The following is a 16,521-nucleotide window of genomic DNA, read 5'->3' on the forward strand; positions in this document are numbered from 1 at the left end:
GTGATAAGTAATGGTCACAGTATTAAATAATGAAACTAAAAGTTTAGTAGTTGAAAAAATTGCAAATAAAAATGCGTGTATTGGATATGTAGGCCTAGGTTATGTTGGACTACCATCGGCTCTTAAATGTTTAGAAGTAGGTTATGCGGTAAGAGGTTTTGATAAAAACTCAGTAAAAATAAGAAAACTAGAACGTGGAATAAGCTATATCAGTGATATTCAAGATACTGAAATCCAAGATGCTTTACATACAAATAGATTTTTTGTTAGTACAGAAATGGATTATATAAACGAATGTGATGTTGTAGTTATATGTGTTCCTACACCATTAGAAAGAACTAGTAAACAACCAGATTTAACATATATTCATTCAGCAGTTGATGAAATAGTTAAATACATTAAAAAAGGTACATTAATTATCTTAGAAAGTACTACTTATCCAGGTACTACAAGAGAAGAAGTTTTATACAAATTAGAACAGAAAACTAATTTTAAAATTGGTGTAGATATATTTGTAGCATACTCTCCAGAGCGAATCGATCCTGCAAATCAATCGTTTTCAATTCAAGATATTATAAAAATCGTAGGTGGAGTTACATCTAATTGTACCGATTGTGCAGCAGCTTTCTATAGTAACTTAATTAAGGATATTCATAAGGTAAGCAGTCCAGAAGTAGCAGAGACAGCTAAGTTATTAGAAAATACGTATCGTTTTATAAATATCGCTTTTATTAATGAAATGACACAAATTTGTAATGAGTTAAACATAAATATTTGGGAAGTAATTGATGCCTCAGGAACTAAGCCATTTGGATTTCAAAAATTCTATCCTGGCCCTGGCGTAGGAGGACACTGTATTCCGATTGATCCTATTTATTTTAAGTGGATTGCAAATAATAAGGATTTAGCAACAAAAATGATTGATGTGGCAAGAGAAATTAATGAAAACATGCCTAAGTACGTTCTTAATAGAGCACTACAGTTACTAGATGATAAAGATGGTAAGGATATTCTTATGGTTGGTGTTGCATATAAAAAGAATGTTAATGATGCTAGGGAATCGCCAGCTTTGGATATTATGAATGATTTAATGATAGAAGACTATAACGTGGATTATTACGATCCGTTTATAGAGGAACTCATTGTGGGCGATAACACATTGAAAAAATCTATAGATTTAAACCTAAGTCAATTAGACAAATACACTTTAATTATTGTTCATACGGATCATGATTGCATTAATTTTAAATTGCTTAACGAGGTAAATTGTTTAATTTTAGACACAAGAAACATATTTAAAGATGAATCAGTATATAAAAAAAATATTATAAGTTTGTAGGTGATTACATGGTAGAGTTTATTCCTTTTTATCGACCGGAAATCAATGATGAAGATATAGATAGGGTAGTTTCTGCCCTTAAATCTGGATGGCTTTCAAAGGGGCCAAAAGTGATAGAGTTTGAAGAGAATTTAAAAGAATATCTGAATACTGAACATGTAGTAAGTTGTAATTCAGGGACTGCCGCATTACATTTAGCATTACTGTCTCTGGGAGTTGGATTAGAAGACGAAGTAATAGTTCCAAGTTTTACTTTTTGTTCAAGTGTAAACGTTATTATGCATGTAGGTGCAAAACCTGTATTTGTAGATATAGATGAAGAGAATTTATGTCTTGATCTTCAAGATGTTAAAAGAAAAATCACTAAAAAAACGAAAGCAATTATTGCAGTTCACTTTGCTGGATATCCGGCTAAATTAAAAGAACTTCAAAAACTATGTAAAGAATACGGACTGTTTTTGATAGAGGATGCAGCGCATGCATTAGGAACAAAATATGATAATACTTTAATTGGTACACATGGAGATGTTATTTGTTTCAGTTTTTATGCCACAAAAAATATAACAACAGGTGAAGGTGGAGCGTTAGTCACTAAAAATGAATCGATTGCTGAAAAAGCTAGATTATATGGTTGGCATGGTATCACCAAAAATGCATGGAATCGTTATGGTGAAGAAGGAAGCTGGCGTTATGATGTTCTATTACCTGGGTTTAAATATAACATGATGGATCTACAAGCTAGTTTGGGTATTAGTCAGTTAAAAAGAGCTGATGAAATGATTGAAAAACGCAAGAGAATAGCTGAAAGGTACCAAGAGGAATTAAAAGAGGTTCAAGAGTATATAACGTTACCTAATTATACTAACAATCCAAGTGTAAAACACGCATGGCATTTATTTGTTATAAAAATTAATTCTAATTCTCCTGTTAGTAGAGATCAGGTAATTCAAGAAATGAAAAAGAGAAACATTGGGCTAAGTGTTCACTTTATTCCTGTTCACATGCATCCGTATTATGAAGAGAGATTTAACGTATATTTACCTAAAACGGAAGAGATATTTAATCAAATTATTTCATTACCACTGTATAGTGCTCTTACAGACAATGAGGTTGAACATATTATAACGTCTTTAAAAAGTCTATATCAATTAAAAATAGGGAGGTAAATATTTATGAAAATTGGGGTTATTGGTGGCAGCGGATTTATTGGTAAGCATGTTACAAAGGAGTTACTAGCAAGGGGGTATGAAGTAGTTATATTTGATAAATTTAAACCAAGTATTGATGTTCCTTTTAAAGAAATTGATATTTTAGATATTGCAACATTAAGAGAAAATCTTATTGATGTCGATGGGGTAATCCATTTAGCTGCATTAGTGGGTGTTGATAATTGCCGTTTAAATGAAGAAGATGTAGTGAGGGTGAACTTTGAAGGCACGAAAAATATTGTACAGGTTTGTAACGAAAATGGCATAGAAAAATTATTGTTTTCTTCCAGTTCGGAGGTATATGGGGATGGAGTGAGTGTTCCGTTTAAAGAAAATGATATTAAAATTCCAAAATCAGCTTATGGAAAAGCTAAATTAATGTCCGAAGATTATTTGAAAGAATACGCTAGTAATAGTTTAAAAATTAGAGTGGTTCGTTATTTTAATGTATACGGTTCACAACAAAATGATAACTTTGTAATTTCTAAGTTTTTAAAACAAGCTCATAGTGGTGAAGATATTACTATTTATGGAGATGGACAGCAAATTAGATGTTTTAGTTATATAAGTGATATTGTTAACGGAACTATACTAGCCTTTGAATATGAAGGAGAAAACTTTGCAGATTTTAATATTGGCAATAACAAACCTATATCTATGGAAGAACTAGCAATAAAAATTAATGAATTAATGGGCAATAAAAGTAAAATTAAATTTCTTGATTTAGGTGAAGAGGGAGTCCGAAATTCTAGCATTGAAATCTTTAGAAGAATCCCTTCAATAGAGAAAGCTAAATTATTTTTAAACTATCAACCAATTATTTCATTAGATAAAGGACTAGAGATAATAATAGGGGAGAAGTATGGAAACACAGTATCTATATCCTAAGAATCCAAAGAAAATTAAGTATCCCATATATTCTTCTCCTTGGAGTATATCTGATCATGTATTTTTTTTGAAAAGTGTATATAGACCTAATGATTCTAAACTTAAAAAAAGTCTTCAAGCTCTTTATCCGGATGCAGAAATTGTATTAACTAATAGCGGTACATCTGCATTAGTAGTTGGTTTAAAGTACTTAAAAGTGGCAAAGGGAGATGAAGTAATTCTATCAAACTTTAATTGTCCTAATGTAATAGAAGCAATATTAACGGTGGGAGCAAAACCTGTATTAATTGATTTAAACACTAATCATTCAATTTCTCTTAATAAAATAAAAAAACATTGGAATGCTAATACAAAGGCAATTATTCTTACGCACTTGTATGGATGTCATGACGATTTAGAAATTATTGACTGGGCTAGAGAAAATAATATTTATATCATCGATGATGCTGCACAAGCAATGTTTTCTTATCAAAATGGAAAGCCAGTTGGTAGTTTAGGCGACATTGGTATTTTAAGTTTTGGGGGAACTAAACCGATCCCAAGTATTGGGGGAGGAGCGTTACTTCTTAATCGTACAATAAGTGAATTATGTGACATGGGTGAAGAAAAGAAGGAAGAAGTAATTTTAGATTATAAGAATCATTTAAAAACACAATTGGCTATAAAAATAAAAAAGAGTAGAGTACTGAGTTTATTTACTAATTATTGGAGGAAATTAGAGATTCTGCCCTCCTATAATAATAGTAAATTAGATTCTTTACCGGAGAAAACGGAAGTTATAAATCCAAAAAGAATGTCTATAGTACGTTCATTGTTAATTGATAAACACCTACAGAAAACAAAGAAGATTTTAGAAATAAATATATGCAACGCTAGTCTGTGTTATACAATGCTGCAGGTAATTGAAGAAAAGTATGGCGTTAAGATTATATTTTCAGCTCAGAATGTTTATTTAAACTATTTTACCATTATATTCAAAGAATCATCTGATAGATATGAGTGTTCTGTACATTTAGCGGAAAAAGGTATACAAACTTGTTGGAATTACTTACCCCTGAGTGAGATCCCTATTTTTTCGAAGTACGCAACTGAGTCAGAAAATATAGATTATTTATGGCCAAGGGTATTATCAATACCTTTTAAATATCCTTTAGTGAATAAGGACCTTAAGTATATATGTAGTCAAATTCTGAAATATTTAGAGAATAAGAATTAAAAGGTGATTATATGGAAATCGAAATATGTACTGACGCCCAATATTGGGATGCCTGTATGGAAGAATACAATGGTTCTGTATTTCATAGTTACGAATGGGGAAAGTTAATGGAATTATTACCTGGTGTTCAATTTTTCCCAGTACTAATAGAAACACGAGATACAGTAGTTTTAACTCCTATGTATGTACAGGATGGTAGGCTTTTGGGAAGTTTAATTGGTTATGGAGGTCCAATAATAATTGGCCAAGATAAAATAGATTTTTCAGTTTATGAATCCATAATAAATAAGAAGTTTGAAAATAAAATTCAAAAGCTTTTATTACCTATAACGATAAATCCTTTTCAAAGTTATAGTAAAGAAAAGTGGGATTATAAAGAAACTTATATGCTAGATCTACCAAATAGGTTTGAGGATTTATGGACATCGTGTTCTGGAAAAGCTAGGACAAGTGTTAGGTATGCACGTAAACAGAATGTTGAAGTTCGTCCTATAACTGTAGCGGAATTAGATGAGTTTTACCAATTATATCAAGAACATAATACAAGTATAGGAGCGAGTTATTCATTTAGTAGAGAGTTTTTTTATCATTTAGTTCTTAATTTGCAAGAAAAAATCCTTTTCTTAGGGGCATTCTTAGAAGAAGAATTAATTAGTTCCAGCATTTTTATAATGGATAAAAAGGTTTTATATTATTGGATTAACATTAACAATACCGAAGGGAAAAATTCACAATCTTCATATTTACTACTAAATGATGCGTTTGAATTAGCAATTCATAATAAATTAAAGTATGCGGATTTAGGATATTCACATAATAAAGGGATTGCTAGACCTAAGATATACTGGGGGGCAGCTTTGAAAAAATGTTTTTGTTTAAAAGAAAGGATTTAAACTATGATTATTAGTGGCCACCAACCAAGTTATTTACCTTGGTATGGTTTTTTTGAAAAAATTCATAAATCAGATGTGTTTGTATTTCATGATATAGCACAATTTGAAAAAAAAGGTTTTTTAAATAGGAATCGTATTAAAACTTCACAAGGAGCGTCTTGGTTAACTGTTCCAATACAAATGAAGAATTATAAAGAAATTCCATTTAATAAGTTAAAGATAGACAATACTCAAGATTGGGAACGGAAGCATTGGAAAGCAATAAGAATTAATTATTCTAATGCACCTTACTTTAATGTATATAAGGATTATTTAGAAAATTTTTATTCGGAAGATTGGATTAATTTAAATGATATGAACATGAATTTTATTCATTTTATTATCCGTGAATTAAACATTGATACGGAACTATATTATGTATCAGATTTAGAGGGGATTACAGGTAAGAAAAGTGATTTTGTATTAGAGTTGTGTCAGAAATTTAATGCCAGTACTTATTATTCTGGAAGTTTAGGGCAAGATTATTTAGACGAAAATGATTTTGAGAATGAAAATATAGAAATTATCTACCAAAGAATAAGGGATTATTCCTACAAGCAATTATTTGGGGAATTTATACCACATTTATCTATTTTAGATATTTTACTAAATTGTGGACCAAAGGAAACAGAAAAATTAATTAAAGGAGTCTAAAATTTTATGAATGTACTTGTATTTGCCGCTCATCCGGATGATGAAATAATTGGTGTTGGTGGAACAATAGCGAAACATGTGAAACAAGGTGATGATGTACATGTTGTAATACTTGCAGAGGGAAAATCTTCTAGAGCTAAAGAATATAAAGAGCTAGATTTAGAGGTTAAGAACTTATCTTATAAAGAAACAGAGGGGGCATGTACTACACTTGGTGTAAAAAGTTTTGCAAGACTAGATTTCCCTGATAATCGTCTTGATACATTACCCTTACTTGATGTAGTGAAAGAGATTGAAAATCACATTAAAAAAATAAATCCTACAATTATTTATACTCAATATGGTGGAGATATAAATATTGATCATACTGTTGTTTACAGAGCAGTAATGACAGCGACACGCCCTCTGCCAGATACTAATATCAAATGGGTATTTGCATATGAAACTTTATCTTCTACAGAGTGGAATTATAATGAAAAAGATAAGTTTCTTCCTAATTATTTTGTGAATATTGAAGATCATTTGGAGGAGAAATTAAGTGCGATGAGACATTATGAATCTGAGTTAAGGGAATTTCCTCATCCACGCTCTATAGAAGCAATGAGACATAACGCATTTGTATGGGGTGCCAAATCTGGATACCAAGCGGCTGAGGCATTTATGTTAGTAAGGGGGACATGGTAGGTGAAGAGAATATGTTAATACCACAGGTCCCGTTCTTTGGTTTAGATAGTAAACAGATTGACTTAAAATGGGTTGAAAAAGGCTATGGATTAGAAGCAAATATTTTTGATGGGACATCTTTATTTGATAACTCATATACAAAAAGGTTTTCTGAGGTCCTGTCTTTTGTTCAAACCCTTAATCCATCCTTGTTAACGCTGCATTTTCCTACTGATAATGCAGACTATCTCAATGATGAATTTATTAAAAAGCAACTATATGAATTTATTAACCTTGCTATAAAGTATAATGCATCAGGTATAACAGTGCATGCTAATCAATTCATGAATGTCGCGGAATTTCAAAACTATAATCTTCTAGATAATAGAAAAAGGATTATAGAGTTCTTTAATATGCTAGATGAGGAAATAAAAGGGACTGATATATGGATTGGCGTTGAAAACCTACCCATTATTGGAAACTTGGGCGATGATTTTGATCCTATATTTATATATCCCGAAGATTTTACTGATTTGGTTAATCTGGAGTTATCTAACGTTGGAATAACATGGGATATATGTCATTGGTCTATAACCTATCTTACACGTTTAGGTATTTCTAAATTATTAAGGCAAGAAGAAATTGAATATAAGGATTTTCATAAGTATTTAAGCTTAATGGATTATATTAAACATTTTCATTTTAGTTCTTTTAAGCATTTAACGATTCCTTATAGTGAGATACGTTGCTATGAGGGAGAGAATCCGGCTAATGGATCTATTGATGAAAGTTTATTACATGAAACTTTATTAAAAGTGAAGAACAATACTTTGGATAAAAACATAGGAATTGTATTTGAGGTTCAGGAAACTGATTATACGAATAGAAAGAGGTCATGGGAGACTCTTAATTGGTTTCATAAAAATATTACTGGTATGCAAACAAAAATGAATTATTTGGAGATATAAAAGGCACTATCGGTTTATTTATTTTTACATGTAACTTGAGTTAGAGATTATTTTAATGAACCTTTTCTTCTAAGTAAGTGTGTTAGGAGGGAAGGTTTTACTATTAATCTTTTTTAATCATAGGGAGGACAAATGAAAAAACTAACTCTTATAAAGAAGCTTATTGTAACTTTTGGGATTTTGTTGCTTTTCCTTTTTAGTAATTTATCTGAGGATGTAATACTAGTACATGCTATGACTAAGAACGACCAAAGTTCTCTCATGTCAGATAAGGTTCGTGCTAGTCGAGCTATTGAACATACACGTTTTCTGTCTGAGAAAATTGGTCCACGTCCAAGTGGGACTAAGGAAGAACATAAAGCAGCTACATACATTGGAGATACATTAAAAAAATTAGGGTATGAAGTTGAGTATCAGGCCTTTCCTGTACCAGATCAATATATTGGGAGTATCTCTTTTAGTGTGTATGGAGAAAAAGAATGGCAAGTTGGAGCAGCATCTAATGCATCTATACCTAAAGATCCTGTCGTAGGGCCGGTAGTTTCTATAGGAAAAGAGAACGATATTAAAAATTCACCTGAGCCAATTCATGGGAAAATAGTATTACTGGAACAAGCTGATACGTATGAGAAATATAATGAACAAGTTGAGTATGCAGTAGAAAAGGGAGCAAAAGCTGTATTGTTATATAGTACGATTGGGGATAGAGGCAACTATGGAGAAGCCTTTAACCCAGTTCTAAAAAAGAAACAATCAATACCTGTATTTGGGCTTGCTTATAATCAGGGAATTAGAATGAAAGATAAAATAGTGCATAATAAAAATATAGTTAGTTTAAAGGCAAAACATGAAATGAATTTGAGTTCATTAAATGTTATTGCGAAAAAAAAGCCCAAATACAAGACAGATAATGAGGATGTAGCAATAATGAGTGCTCATTATGATAGTGTTATCGGAGCACCTGGAGCAAATGACAATGCTTCTGGCGTAGGACTTTTATTAGAGTTAGCATACAATTTTAAAGATATAGAGATTAATAAAGAAATTCAATTCATAGCGTTTGGAGCAGAAGAAAATGAATCCTTAGGTGCTTACCATTATGTTAATCAGTTATCTACAACAGATAAGAAACATATTCTAGGGGTTTTTAATGCAGATATGATAGCGACAAGTTACCAACAGGCTAAGGACTTATATGCAATGACACTAGATGGCTCTCAAAATGAAGTAACAAATACTGCAGTAGCTACTAGTAAAGCATTAGGGAAATCGGTTGTATTAACTGGAAAGTTTGATTCTAGTGATCATGTACCATTTTACGAAGCTGGAATTTCCTCAGCACTATTTATTTGGATGGATGTAGAGAGTTGGAATCCCCTAATTTATCATGTTGAAAAGGTATTCCATACACCTCAAGACACCGTTTTAGAAAATATTTCTCCTCAACGTATGCAGGAGGCACTAGAAATTATAGGGACAAGTTTATATTATTTTATCAAAAGATAGGTTTTTTCGGGGGGGGGGGCAGCATAGCCGACTAAATTTAGATTTTAATAATAATATAGTAAAACTTTTGTTGGGATAAAAATATACTTTGAGCATAGGCGAGGTAACTATATGAGGAGTACATGGAAAGAATTAAAGGGGATGGATCTTAATGTCTGGATCCGCTTTATCGGAGAAGCCTTAAATGGTATTGCAATGATGATGTTAATTCCATTTTTTGCATTATATTTGAAGGATAAAGTGGATTCTCTACTTGAGGTAGGTATAGTTATAGCTTTATCCCCAATTGCGGCGAGTTTTGGTTCATTAATTGGAGGGCATATAGCGGATACTTATGGACGGAAACCAACTATGGTACTCTCTATGGCCAGTAATGGGCTACTAATGCTTGTTTTTTTGTTTATTGATAGTTTTATAGGGTATGCCATTTTATCTATTGGTTTAGGGCTATGTAATTCTTTCTTTGAACCAGCGGCATCTGCAATGGTTACCGATGTAACAGAACCTGAAAAAAGAACTGAGGCATATGGATTACTTAGAATGGCTCATAATATAGGAGCTGCGATAGGCCCTATAATTGGTGCAGCAGTTGTGGTTGTATCAAAAGATGTCATATTTTTGATTACTTCTGGAACTATGCTGTTTTATACAATATTAATGTTATTGTTTCTAAAGGAAACAAAGCCTAAAAATATAATGATACATGAGGAAACACATAAACAGTCAATAAGATTTACGTTAAGAGTTGTTATAAGAGATAGAATATTTCTATTCTATATAGTGACGGGAATCATTATATTTATGGGATTCTCACAATCGGAAGGTATGTTACCACTTCATTTTAGTAATGAGAATACAATGATTTTTGGAAATAGTAATCCATTTCCATATTTAATGACTTTAAATGGCTTATTGGTTGTATGTTTCCAATTTCCTATTTCAAAGTGGTTAACTCACAAACCAATTGGTAAATCAATGCTATATGGTGCTATTCTTTTTGGCGTTGGCCTTTTAGCAATAGGATGGTTACCAAAGTGGTTTCAAGTAATAGACGCAAATGATTTAATTATTCTAGGCTCATTATTAATAGCTTATACAGTTTATACAGTAGGGGAAATGATTATGTCACCTGTCCAAATGACATTCGTCGCTAATATAGCTCCAGAACATTTGAGGGGGACTTATATGGGGGCGGCTAATCTGCAATGGATTACAGGTAATGTATTTGGACCTCTTCTAGGCGGTGTATTACTGGATCAGCTTTTAGGACATATGTTATTTACAATCTTAGGTGTGGGTTGTATTATTTCTGGATTTGTTTACTTACTATTAGATAGACTTATTGAGAATAGAAGTAAACAAATACCTATAAAACAAACATCTTAATTTTAATATTGTTAATGAGTTGAAAATTAAATTTTATGTTTTAAGGATTAAATAAAGTGCACGTTTATTAAGAGTAAACGTGCACTTTATTTATTAGTGTTTAAACTTAATTTATATATAGTGAGTTTTTTAGGTGACGACTTAAGTGTATAAAAGTAATTTGCTACTTTATTTAATTAATTTCAACTAGACTTCTTGTCTTATCAATATGATTAAGTAACATACGATACTCTTCTTCGTACATAGTTACACGTTGTAGAAGGGAATGATTTTCTGTCTCTAAAGTTTTTATTTGACTTTGTAAGTTTGTAAATTCATATGTTTTTTTATAATTTTGTAGAAAGAGAATAATATCATCTAATGTCATAGATAAAGAGTATGTTTCTTTTTTTGTTGAGAGGGAGAAATATTGTTTCCCACTTCTTGATTTTGTTTTGCTTGTTGTATTTCCTCTTGGTATTGTTTTCTCACGTATGAATTCCAGCGAAATCCACAAGCTGCAGGTGTCCGATTTAGTAGCTTTGCTACTTCCTTGAATGCAGTTAACTGTGTTCCACCGTTACGAATCTTCTGGAGTACTGTGGATGCGAGAAGTAAATCGTTATCGTTCGTCCAGGAATCTTGTCTTGAGAGTACCACGTTTTAACCTCCTTTATATGTTTTATAACATTAATCAAATTAAACGTTCTCTTTTCCTTTTGTAAATTTGATATCAATCTCTCATTTTAATCTACTTAGAATAAATCCGTTAATACGTAGATTGCTGATGATGCGTTAGGTGGATTTACTTATATCACCCACCAATTTATTAGTGAAAAATTAATTTCGTTGTACATAATATTATAGGATCTTCTGACAAGAGACAATTACGCTGATATAGCCACTAATAGGAAATAAGAGTACTTTATCTGTTTGTATTTTGGGTTCTGGATAACGATTGTAATATGAGTTTTTAATAGACATTTAGTAGATATTTGTTAATTTAACATCTCTAAATGGAGGCATGTAACTTGAATATAATAGATTAAAAGAGGATATATACTATTGGGGTTAAAAAGAAAACGAAATAGAGAGGATATTTTAGGTTAGGAAAATTTGAATGGAATTGTCATTAAAGATAGGACCTTTCAAAAAGGGAGGATAATTGACAACTGTAGGTACTATGATTAGGAATTTAATTCTAATCATTTTATGTTGAGAAATAAAAAAATATTTTGTAAAAGGCGAGATGGGATGGGAATTCATATGAATTTTACAAGAAGAGAAGGTAAAAGTAGAATTTTATTGAGAATAACTTGTGCTAGATTAACTTATAAAACCTTATAATATAATTATATTATAAGGTTTTATTTTAACTATAATAATATTTATTGTGATTTTTTATCGAAGAATAAATTTAAATCTGTTTTGTCTGTGTCGTCTGCTAAAGCATTTTGTATAATATCATTTAATAATTGCATTTTTTCTTTTTCAAAGAATGGGACACTAATATAATAAGGTGTTCCTGCTTTTTCAATTCTTAATATTGTCTGGATACCGCTACCCGCAATTCCAATACCTAATAGTAGTAAAATTAATCCACCAATAAAACTATCACTTAAAGTACCTAATCCAAATAAGAAAATTAGTATTCCTAAAATCATTGGTTTAAAGAAATACTTGGTAGATAACATTGCTCCAGAAATATTTTTTAGAGGAATGTTTTGTTGGTCTTTACCAGCAGGAACAAAACCAAATAATGTGTTTGATAAGTTGGTTTTTACAAACCTATTATCAACGTCTACTCTGCCTTTTATCCAAAAGAATAATAGGCTGGTTGAAAATTCAAGTCCTTTCATCTTTTCATCTCCTGTTATAAATTACTAATAATAAAATCTGTATATCGTTATATTAACATTAATTATGAAATATGTGTATAATTTTTTGTGATTTTATATAAAATTATAATATACAGAATAACAAGAGTGAAAAAGTGTTAAGGGCAATACGATTATAGGGAGACTATTAACTAGTACAGGTTTTGCTGAAGTAAAAGCGAAACGAATTCTGTTTGATGAGGTGCCAATGGATTATTGGTCATTTATGCAATATATAATTTATCTAATGAGGGAAATGTTATTGTAGGATACGGAGATGGTATATTTGGTTTGGGAGATAATGTACCTGTGAACAAGTAGATGCACTACTTTATCGAGCGCATTTGAAGGGGTATGTGAAAGATGATCAGATACTACATATTCAAGGGAAGTCGTCATTTGCTAATCTTTATCATGATATTAATGAAAACTCAACAATGTTTTTAAAAGAAATTTTGACGGTGACAGAGTTAGGGATTTTTAAAGGAGACAAAAAAGGAAATCTTAGGACAAAAGGTACGTTTACACGCGCGGAGATGGAACAAATAATTAAAAATGCTTTTCCCTACAGTGTGAAAGCTCCGCATTAATTTAAAGGTATACCTGCTAACTTTTGGGTAGAAGAAGAAATTAGTGTAGTTTACTCTAATTATATTTTAGCAGGAGTAGAGATAGGGGAATTTGCTCCATTTATGACAGCAACTCGTGAACAGTATGCTCAATTTTTATATAATGCTCTTTGAAATGATCTTTTATGGAATCTTAAAGATCTATTTGAATAATGAGAAGAGCTTATTCTAAAAGGTAAATCAGTTATTAAACAAAGGCTATGGGGTTTTCTTACTGTAACCATTTCTTATTTATCACTAGACAGCTTGATTAATAAGAGAAAAAAGTTGGTGAGATAAAGGGCATCATTCTAATTAGAATGATGCCCTTCTTAATTTTAAATATAATTTAATGAAATACTTTTTCAATTGTGGGCATAACAGCTATTGGTGGTAGGGATTTAGTCCATGCAGCTGCATATACATTTAATTTCTCACCTAATGTGTAGTTTTCACTATCTGAAACAGGAACTCTTAAAATCTTATTTTGAGAAACTAGATTCCACCAATCATGTTGATAAGCAAGAGCTTCATCTTTTGTGGACGTAGCTGCAACTACTAAATAATTGTTCTCTACTGAAATGACATATCCAGTAAAAGGTTCTTGTTCTTGGTTCTGAATAGAATGAACAGGAATATTGTTGGCGGAAATCTTGTTAAAATCTGCAAAGGCCGGTGTTAATCCGAATGTAAATCCACATCCTAGTGTTAAAGCTGTTACCGTTGTTACGAATGTTTGTTTTTTGTTAAACATGATATATCCCCCTTATATTTTATCCTTACACTATCCACTTTCAATTTACATACATATAAAGCCTTTTAATATTAAGATATTTAACAATTCTGTCACAATTATTCCATAAATGTTAATATTATCTATTAATGGAATTGGGTTTATGTTATAATTCACTAGGTGAACTATTATTGTTCATTTCATCTCTTGATGAATGTATGCCCTTCCTTAAGTGTAAAGATGTTCGATTTTATTGGTGAAGAGAGGATATATCCCTCTTCTTTTTTTATTAATATGGGACTTTAGGGAATGAACAGAAAAAGAACCCTATGGGGTTCTTTTTCTAGGCATATTAACAGTAAGGAGAGTAATGAAATGCTATTTTCAAATCTTTACAAGGAGAAAAATTTGAAAAAGCTTATCATGTTATTATTTTTACATATATGTAATATAAAGTGAATTGATAATATTTAGACTTACTATTAGTAATATTTAATTAAGATAGTTAGTACTACATTAATAGTGTTAACTATCTTGATTGGTATGGAATGTGATAGAAAGCATAAGTTTGTCGCAAATTTATACTTTCATAATTTGAAGAATATTCTTTATATTTATTTTAAAGAAAATACAAAATTTTTACTAGATGTGAGAAAAAAGAATTGAAAATATCCTTTAAAATAAGATATATTTGGTTCAAAAAATTAGAGGGCACCAATTCATTAAAGCAGTAAAAACGTTTTAATGAATTAGTGTCCTTTTTGTTTTAAAAAGAGAATATATTTTCTCAACAGGACAAATGGTAATCAGCTATAAGTATTAGTTATAAGAATAAAAGGAAAATAGAAATTAATAATAAAGGAGAATGCGAAATGATAACATTAATATCTGAAAAAAATCTAGCTGAAATCCACGAAGACGATGTAGATGTATTAAAAGTAATGGCACATCCTGTTCGATTACAAATTGTAAATGAATTAATGCACCATAAAATGTGTAATGTTACACAGTTAACGGAAATATTAAGAATCCCCCAATCTACTGTTTCACAACATCTATCAAAATTAAGGGGAACCGTACTCCGTTCAGAAAGAAGAGGGTTAGAGATGCATTATTATATAGATAATGCTAAGGCACGTCAGATTGTTGAAATTTTAGGTTTGTAGATTAATAATACATAAAAGGTTTTCTGTTACAAGGCAGGAAACCTTTTTTATATGTATAACTAATTGTGTGATAATATCATACTGTAGAAACTACCTAACAATAATTTAAATTTAACAGCTTGTTTTATCTTGCCATACACAATTTAACACGATATATAGGTATAAACTTACAAAGAAGGGTTTTAATTGGAAATTAGATATAACAATGGATAATGGTAAGTGTATTAAAGAAATTATAGAATTAATGAAATAAAAAATAATCAATAGTTGTTGTAAAGGCATATATTTATAAGAATGTGGCAGGAATGAAATGAACTTTACAGTTACTTTAACTTGGATGAAAAGAGATTTAATAATTGTTTAATAGAGTTCATTACCTAGTAAATACGGAGTTCCTGGGCTTGAAGGGGAGGATATAAAAAGATAATGTGAATAATCCGAAACAAATATGTTTCGGATTAGAGGTTCGAGATTTTATCCATTTTCATTCAACGGTTTGTAAAAGGTAATAAGTTGAATTTTCTGGATTTTAATAAAGGAAATGTATTAGGTTAATCAATAGATACTCCACCAGAGACAATCAGTTTTGTTGGTGCTGGCGTATCTCCACCATTAAACGAAGAGTGTTGTGATACATTTAAACTAATTATGCTACATGCTAATGCACTTACTACTACCATATTTAATACAATTTTCTTAATCTTTTTCATTATTTTAACGCTCCTTTTCTCAAATATTTCTTATCAGCATTATTACTAATATAGAAATATTTGCTTGCCTTAACATGATTATCTGCCTCATAAAATTGGATTGCTAAAATCCCTGCATATTCTTTTACACAATCCCACATTTCCTCTTTTTCAAAATAAGAAATAGCATCAGTAACTACTTTTTCTAGTTTAATTCTAGGTAGTTCTGTGATTAGTTCATTTAAAACTGCGAAACGATGCTTATATTCCTCATTTCCTGATTCATTTGTATACTTCATTCCTTGCTCGATATATGATTTTGCTGTTTCAATGCCTTCTAAATTATAATATGCTCTTGCTAAGACAAATAATGCTTTAAAATGATTCGGTAGGGTATTTATAATTTCAGAACTCTGTCTGATCGCCAATGGAAATAAATCTTGAATATTATATAACCAGCCCAAATTATGACGTACTCTTAATAATAATTGTTCTTCATTATACTTTTTAAAAACATCAATAACCGTATTGAGACATTCTTCAGCTCTTTCAAACTCTCTTAGATCTATACAAGCTAAACCGTATACATTGTCGCATAAGGCAACATTAATTTCATAGCCTACATGATTCTGGTATACTTTTTTTGCCTTTACTACATGTTGAATTGCTTCAAATGGTTGATAAGATTGATAACAGTAAGTTGAAAATC

General features: G+C 30.8%; 15 protein-coding genes and 2 pseudogenes. 12 read left to right on the plus strand and 5 right to left on the minus strand.

All coding sequences use genetic code 11. The features are described from left to right. Window positions 1-10: 10 nt before the first annotated feature. The 10 genes from MR160_RS11495 (at window position 11) to MR160_RS11540 (ending at window position 10,760) form a co-directional block, all read left to right on the plus strand. Entirely contained in the window at window positions 11-1,339 is a 1,329-nt protein-coding gene (locus MR160_RS11495; protein WP_000259079.1) for a nucleotide sugar dehydrogenase, read from the plus strand. An 8-nt stretch (window positions 1,340-1,347) separates the two neighbouring features. After that, entirely contained in the window at window positions 1,348-2,505 is a 1,158-nt protein-coding gene (locus MR160_RS11500) for a DegT/DnrJ/EryC1/StrS family aminotransferase (protein ID WP_000229112.1), read from the plus strand. Between the two features lie 6 nt (window positions 2,506-2,511). Further along, entirely contained in the window at window positions 2,512-3,435 is a 924-nt protein-coding gene (locus tag MR160_RS11505) for an NAD-dependent epimerase/dehydratase family protein (RefSeq protein ID WP_000690425.1), read from the plus strand. Further along, complete coding sequence (locus MR160_RS11510) at window positions 3,410-4,651, plus strand: aminotransferase class V-fold PLP-dependent enzyme (protein WP_000449979.1); 1,242 nt, start codon at window positions 3,410-3,412, stop codon at window positions 4,649-4,651. Before MR160_RS11505 ends, MR160_RS11510 begins: the two co-directional genes overlap by 26 nt. Window positions 4,652-4,662: 11 nt before the next feature. Next, a complete protein-coding gene (locus tag MR160_RS11515) occupies window positions 4,663-5,544 on the plus strand; it encodes a GNAT family N-acetyltransferase (RefSeq protein ID WP_000401946.1) in 882 nt (293 codons plus the stop codon). A 3-nt stretch (window positions 5,545-5,547) separates the two neighbouring features. Continuing rightward, a complete protein-coding gene (locus MR160_RS11520; protein ID WP_000587149.1) occupies window positions 5,548-6,237 on the plus strand; it encodes a WbqC family protein in 690 nt (229 codons plus the stop codon). Window positions 6,238-6,243: 6 nt separating this feature from the next. Continuing rightward, entirely contained in the window at window positions 6,244-6,921 is a 678-nt protein-coding gene (locus MR160_RS11525) for a PIG-L deacetylase family protein (protein ID WP_001101895.1), read from the plus strand. Between the two features lie 11 nt (window positions 6,922-6,932). Next, the gene (locus tag MR160_RS11530; RefSeq protein WP_003281342.1) at window positions 6,933-7,868 is read left to right on the plus strand and encodes an apurinic/apyrimidinic endonuclease family protein; all 936 of its coding nucleotides are present in this window, start codon (window positions 6,933-6,935) and stop codon (window positions 7,866-7,868) included. 132 nt (window positions 7,869-8,000) lie between these two features. Continuing rightward, window positions 8,001-9,374 carry a M28 family metallopeptidase gene (locus MR160_RS11535; RefSeq protein ID WP_000737099.1) on the plus strand — a complete coding sequence of 458 codons (1,374 nt, stop codon included), beginning with the start codon at window positions 8,001-8,003 and terminating at the stop codon, window positions 9,372-9,374. Window positions 9,375-9,485: 111 nt separating this feature from the next. Beyond that, the gene (locus MR160_RS11540; protein ID WP_001258008.1) at window positions 9,486-10,760 is read left to right on the plus strand and encodes an MDR family MFS transporter; all 1,275 of its coding nucleotides are present in this window, start codon (window positions 9,486-9,488) and stop codon (window positions 10,758-10,760) included. A 172-nt stretch (window positions 10,761-10,932) separates the two neighbouring features. On the opposite strand, the pseudogene MR160_RS11545 reads toward MR160_RS11540, so the two are convergent. After that, window positions 10,933-11,399, minus strand: a pseudogene (locus MR160_RS11545) (RsfA family transcriptional regulator). 728 nt (window positions 11,400-12,127) lie between these two features. Then, entirely contained in the window at window positions 12,128-12,598 is a 471-nt protein-coding gene (locus MR160_RS11550; RefSeq protein WP_000677076.1) for a hypothetical protein, read from the minus strand. 374 nt (window positions 12,599-12,972) lie between these two features. On the opposite strand from MR160_RS11550, the gene MR160_RS11555 reads away from it, so the two are divergent. Next, window positions 12,973-13,206 (plus strand): S-layer homology domain-containing protein, encoded by a 234-nt coding sequence (locus tag MR160_RS11555; RefSeq protein WP_002162801.1) that lies wholly within the window; start codon window positions 12,973-12,975, stop codon window positions 13,204-13,206. A 367-nt stretch (window positions 13,207-13,573) separates the two neighbouring features. On the opposite strand, the gene MR160_RS11560 is transcribed toward MR160_RS11555, so the two are convergent. Next, a complete protein-coding gene (locus tag MR160_RS11560; protein ID WP_000482311.1) occupies window positions 13,574-13,978 on the minus strand; it encodes a DUF3221 domain-containing protein in 405 nt (134 codons plus the stop codon). Window positions 13,979-14,829: 851 nt separating this feature from the next. On the opposite strand from MR160_RS11560, the gene MR160_RS11565 reads away from it, so the two are divergent. After that, entirely contained in the window at window positions 14,830-15,123 is a 294-nt protein-coding gene (locus tag MR160_RS11565; protein ID WP_000631350.1) for an ArsR/SmtB family transcription factor, read from the plus strand. A 551-nt stretch (window positions 15,124-15,674) separates the two neighbouring features. Here MR160_RS11565 and MR160_RS11570 read toward each other — a convergent pair. Then, a complete protein-coding gene (locus MR160_RS11570) occupies window positions 15,675-15,833 on the minus strand; it encodes a Phr family secreted Rap phosphatase inhibitor (protein WP_000721348.1) in 159 nt (52 codons plus the stop codon). After that, window positions 15,833-16,521, minus strand: a pseudogene (locus MR160_RS11575) (hypothetical protein); the annotation flags it as partial. The gene MR160_RS11570 and the pseudogene MR160_RS11575, both read right to left, overlap by 1 nt.

Origin of the sequence: Bacillus cereus group sp. BfR-BA-01382, assembly GCF_022663475.1 — a bacterium.
Taxonomy (GTDB): domain Bacteria; phylum Bacillota; class Bacilli; order Bacillales; family Bacillaceae_G; genus Bacillus_A; species Bacillus_A thuringiensis_S.

Coding starts and splice junctions, on each gene's coding strand:
- MR160_RS11495 (WP_000259079.1), top strand. CDS start 11: ATGGTCACAGTATTAAATAATGAAACTAAAAGTTTAGTAGTTGAAAAA.
- MR160_RS11500 (WP_000229112.1), top strand. CDS start 1,348: ATGGTAGAGTTTATTCCTTTTTATCGACCGGAAATCAATGATGAAGAT.
- MR160_RS11505 (WP_000690425.1), top strand. CDS start 2,512: ATGAAAATTGGGGTTATTGGTGGCAGCGGATTTATTGGTAAGCATGTT.
- MR160_RS11510 (WP_000449979.1), top strand. CDS start 3,410: ATGGAAACACAGTATCTATATCCTAAGAATCCAAAGAAAATTAAGTAT.
- MR160_RS11515 (WP_000401946.1), top strand. CDS start 4,663: ATGGAAATCGAAATATGTACTGACGCCCAATATTGGGATGCCTGTATG.
- MR160_RS11520 (WP_000587149.1), top strand. CDS start 5,548: ATGATTATTAGTGGCCACCAACCAAGTTATTTACCTTGGTATGGTTTT.
- MR160_RS11525 (WP_001101895.1), top strand. CDS start 6,244: ATGAATGTACTTGTATTTGCCGCTCATCCGGATGATGAAATAATTGGT.
- MR160_RS11530 (WP_003281342.1), top strand. CDS start 6,933: ATGTTAATACCACAGGTCCCGTTCTTTGGTTTAGATAGTAAACAGATT.
- MR160_RS11535 (WP_000737099.1), top strand. CDS start 8,001: ATGAAAAAACTAACTCTTATAAAGAAGCTTATTGTAACTTTTGGGATT.
- MR160_RS11540 (WP_001258008.1), top strand. CDS start 9,486: ATGAGGAGTACATGGAAAGAATTAAAGGGGATGGATCTTAATGTCTGG.
- MR160_RS11550 (WP_000677076.1), bottom strand. CDS start 12,598: ATGAAAGGACTTGAATTTTCAACCAGCCTATTATTCTTTTGGATAAAA.
- MR160_RS11560 (WP_000482311.1), bottom strand. CDS start 13,978: ATGTTTAACAAAAAACAAACATTCGTAACAACGGTAACAGCTTTAACA.
- MR160_RS11565 (WP_000631350.1), top strand. CDS start 14,830: ATGATAACATTAATATCTGAAAAAAATCTAGCTGAAATCCACGAAGAC.
- MR160_RS11570 (WP_000721348.1), bottom strand. CDS start 15,833: ATGAAAAAGATTAAGAAAATTGTATTAAATATGGTAGTAGTAAGTGCA.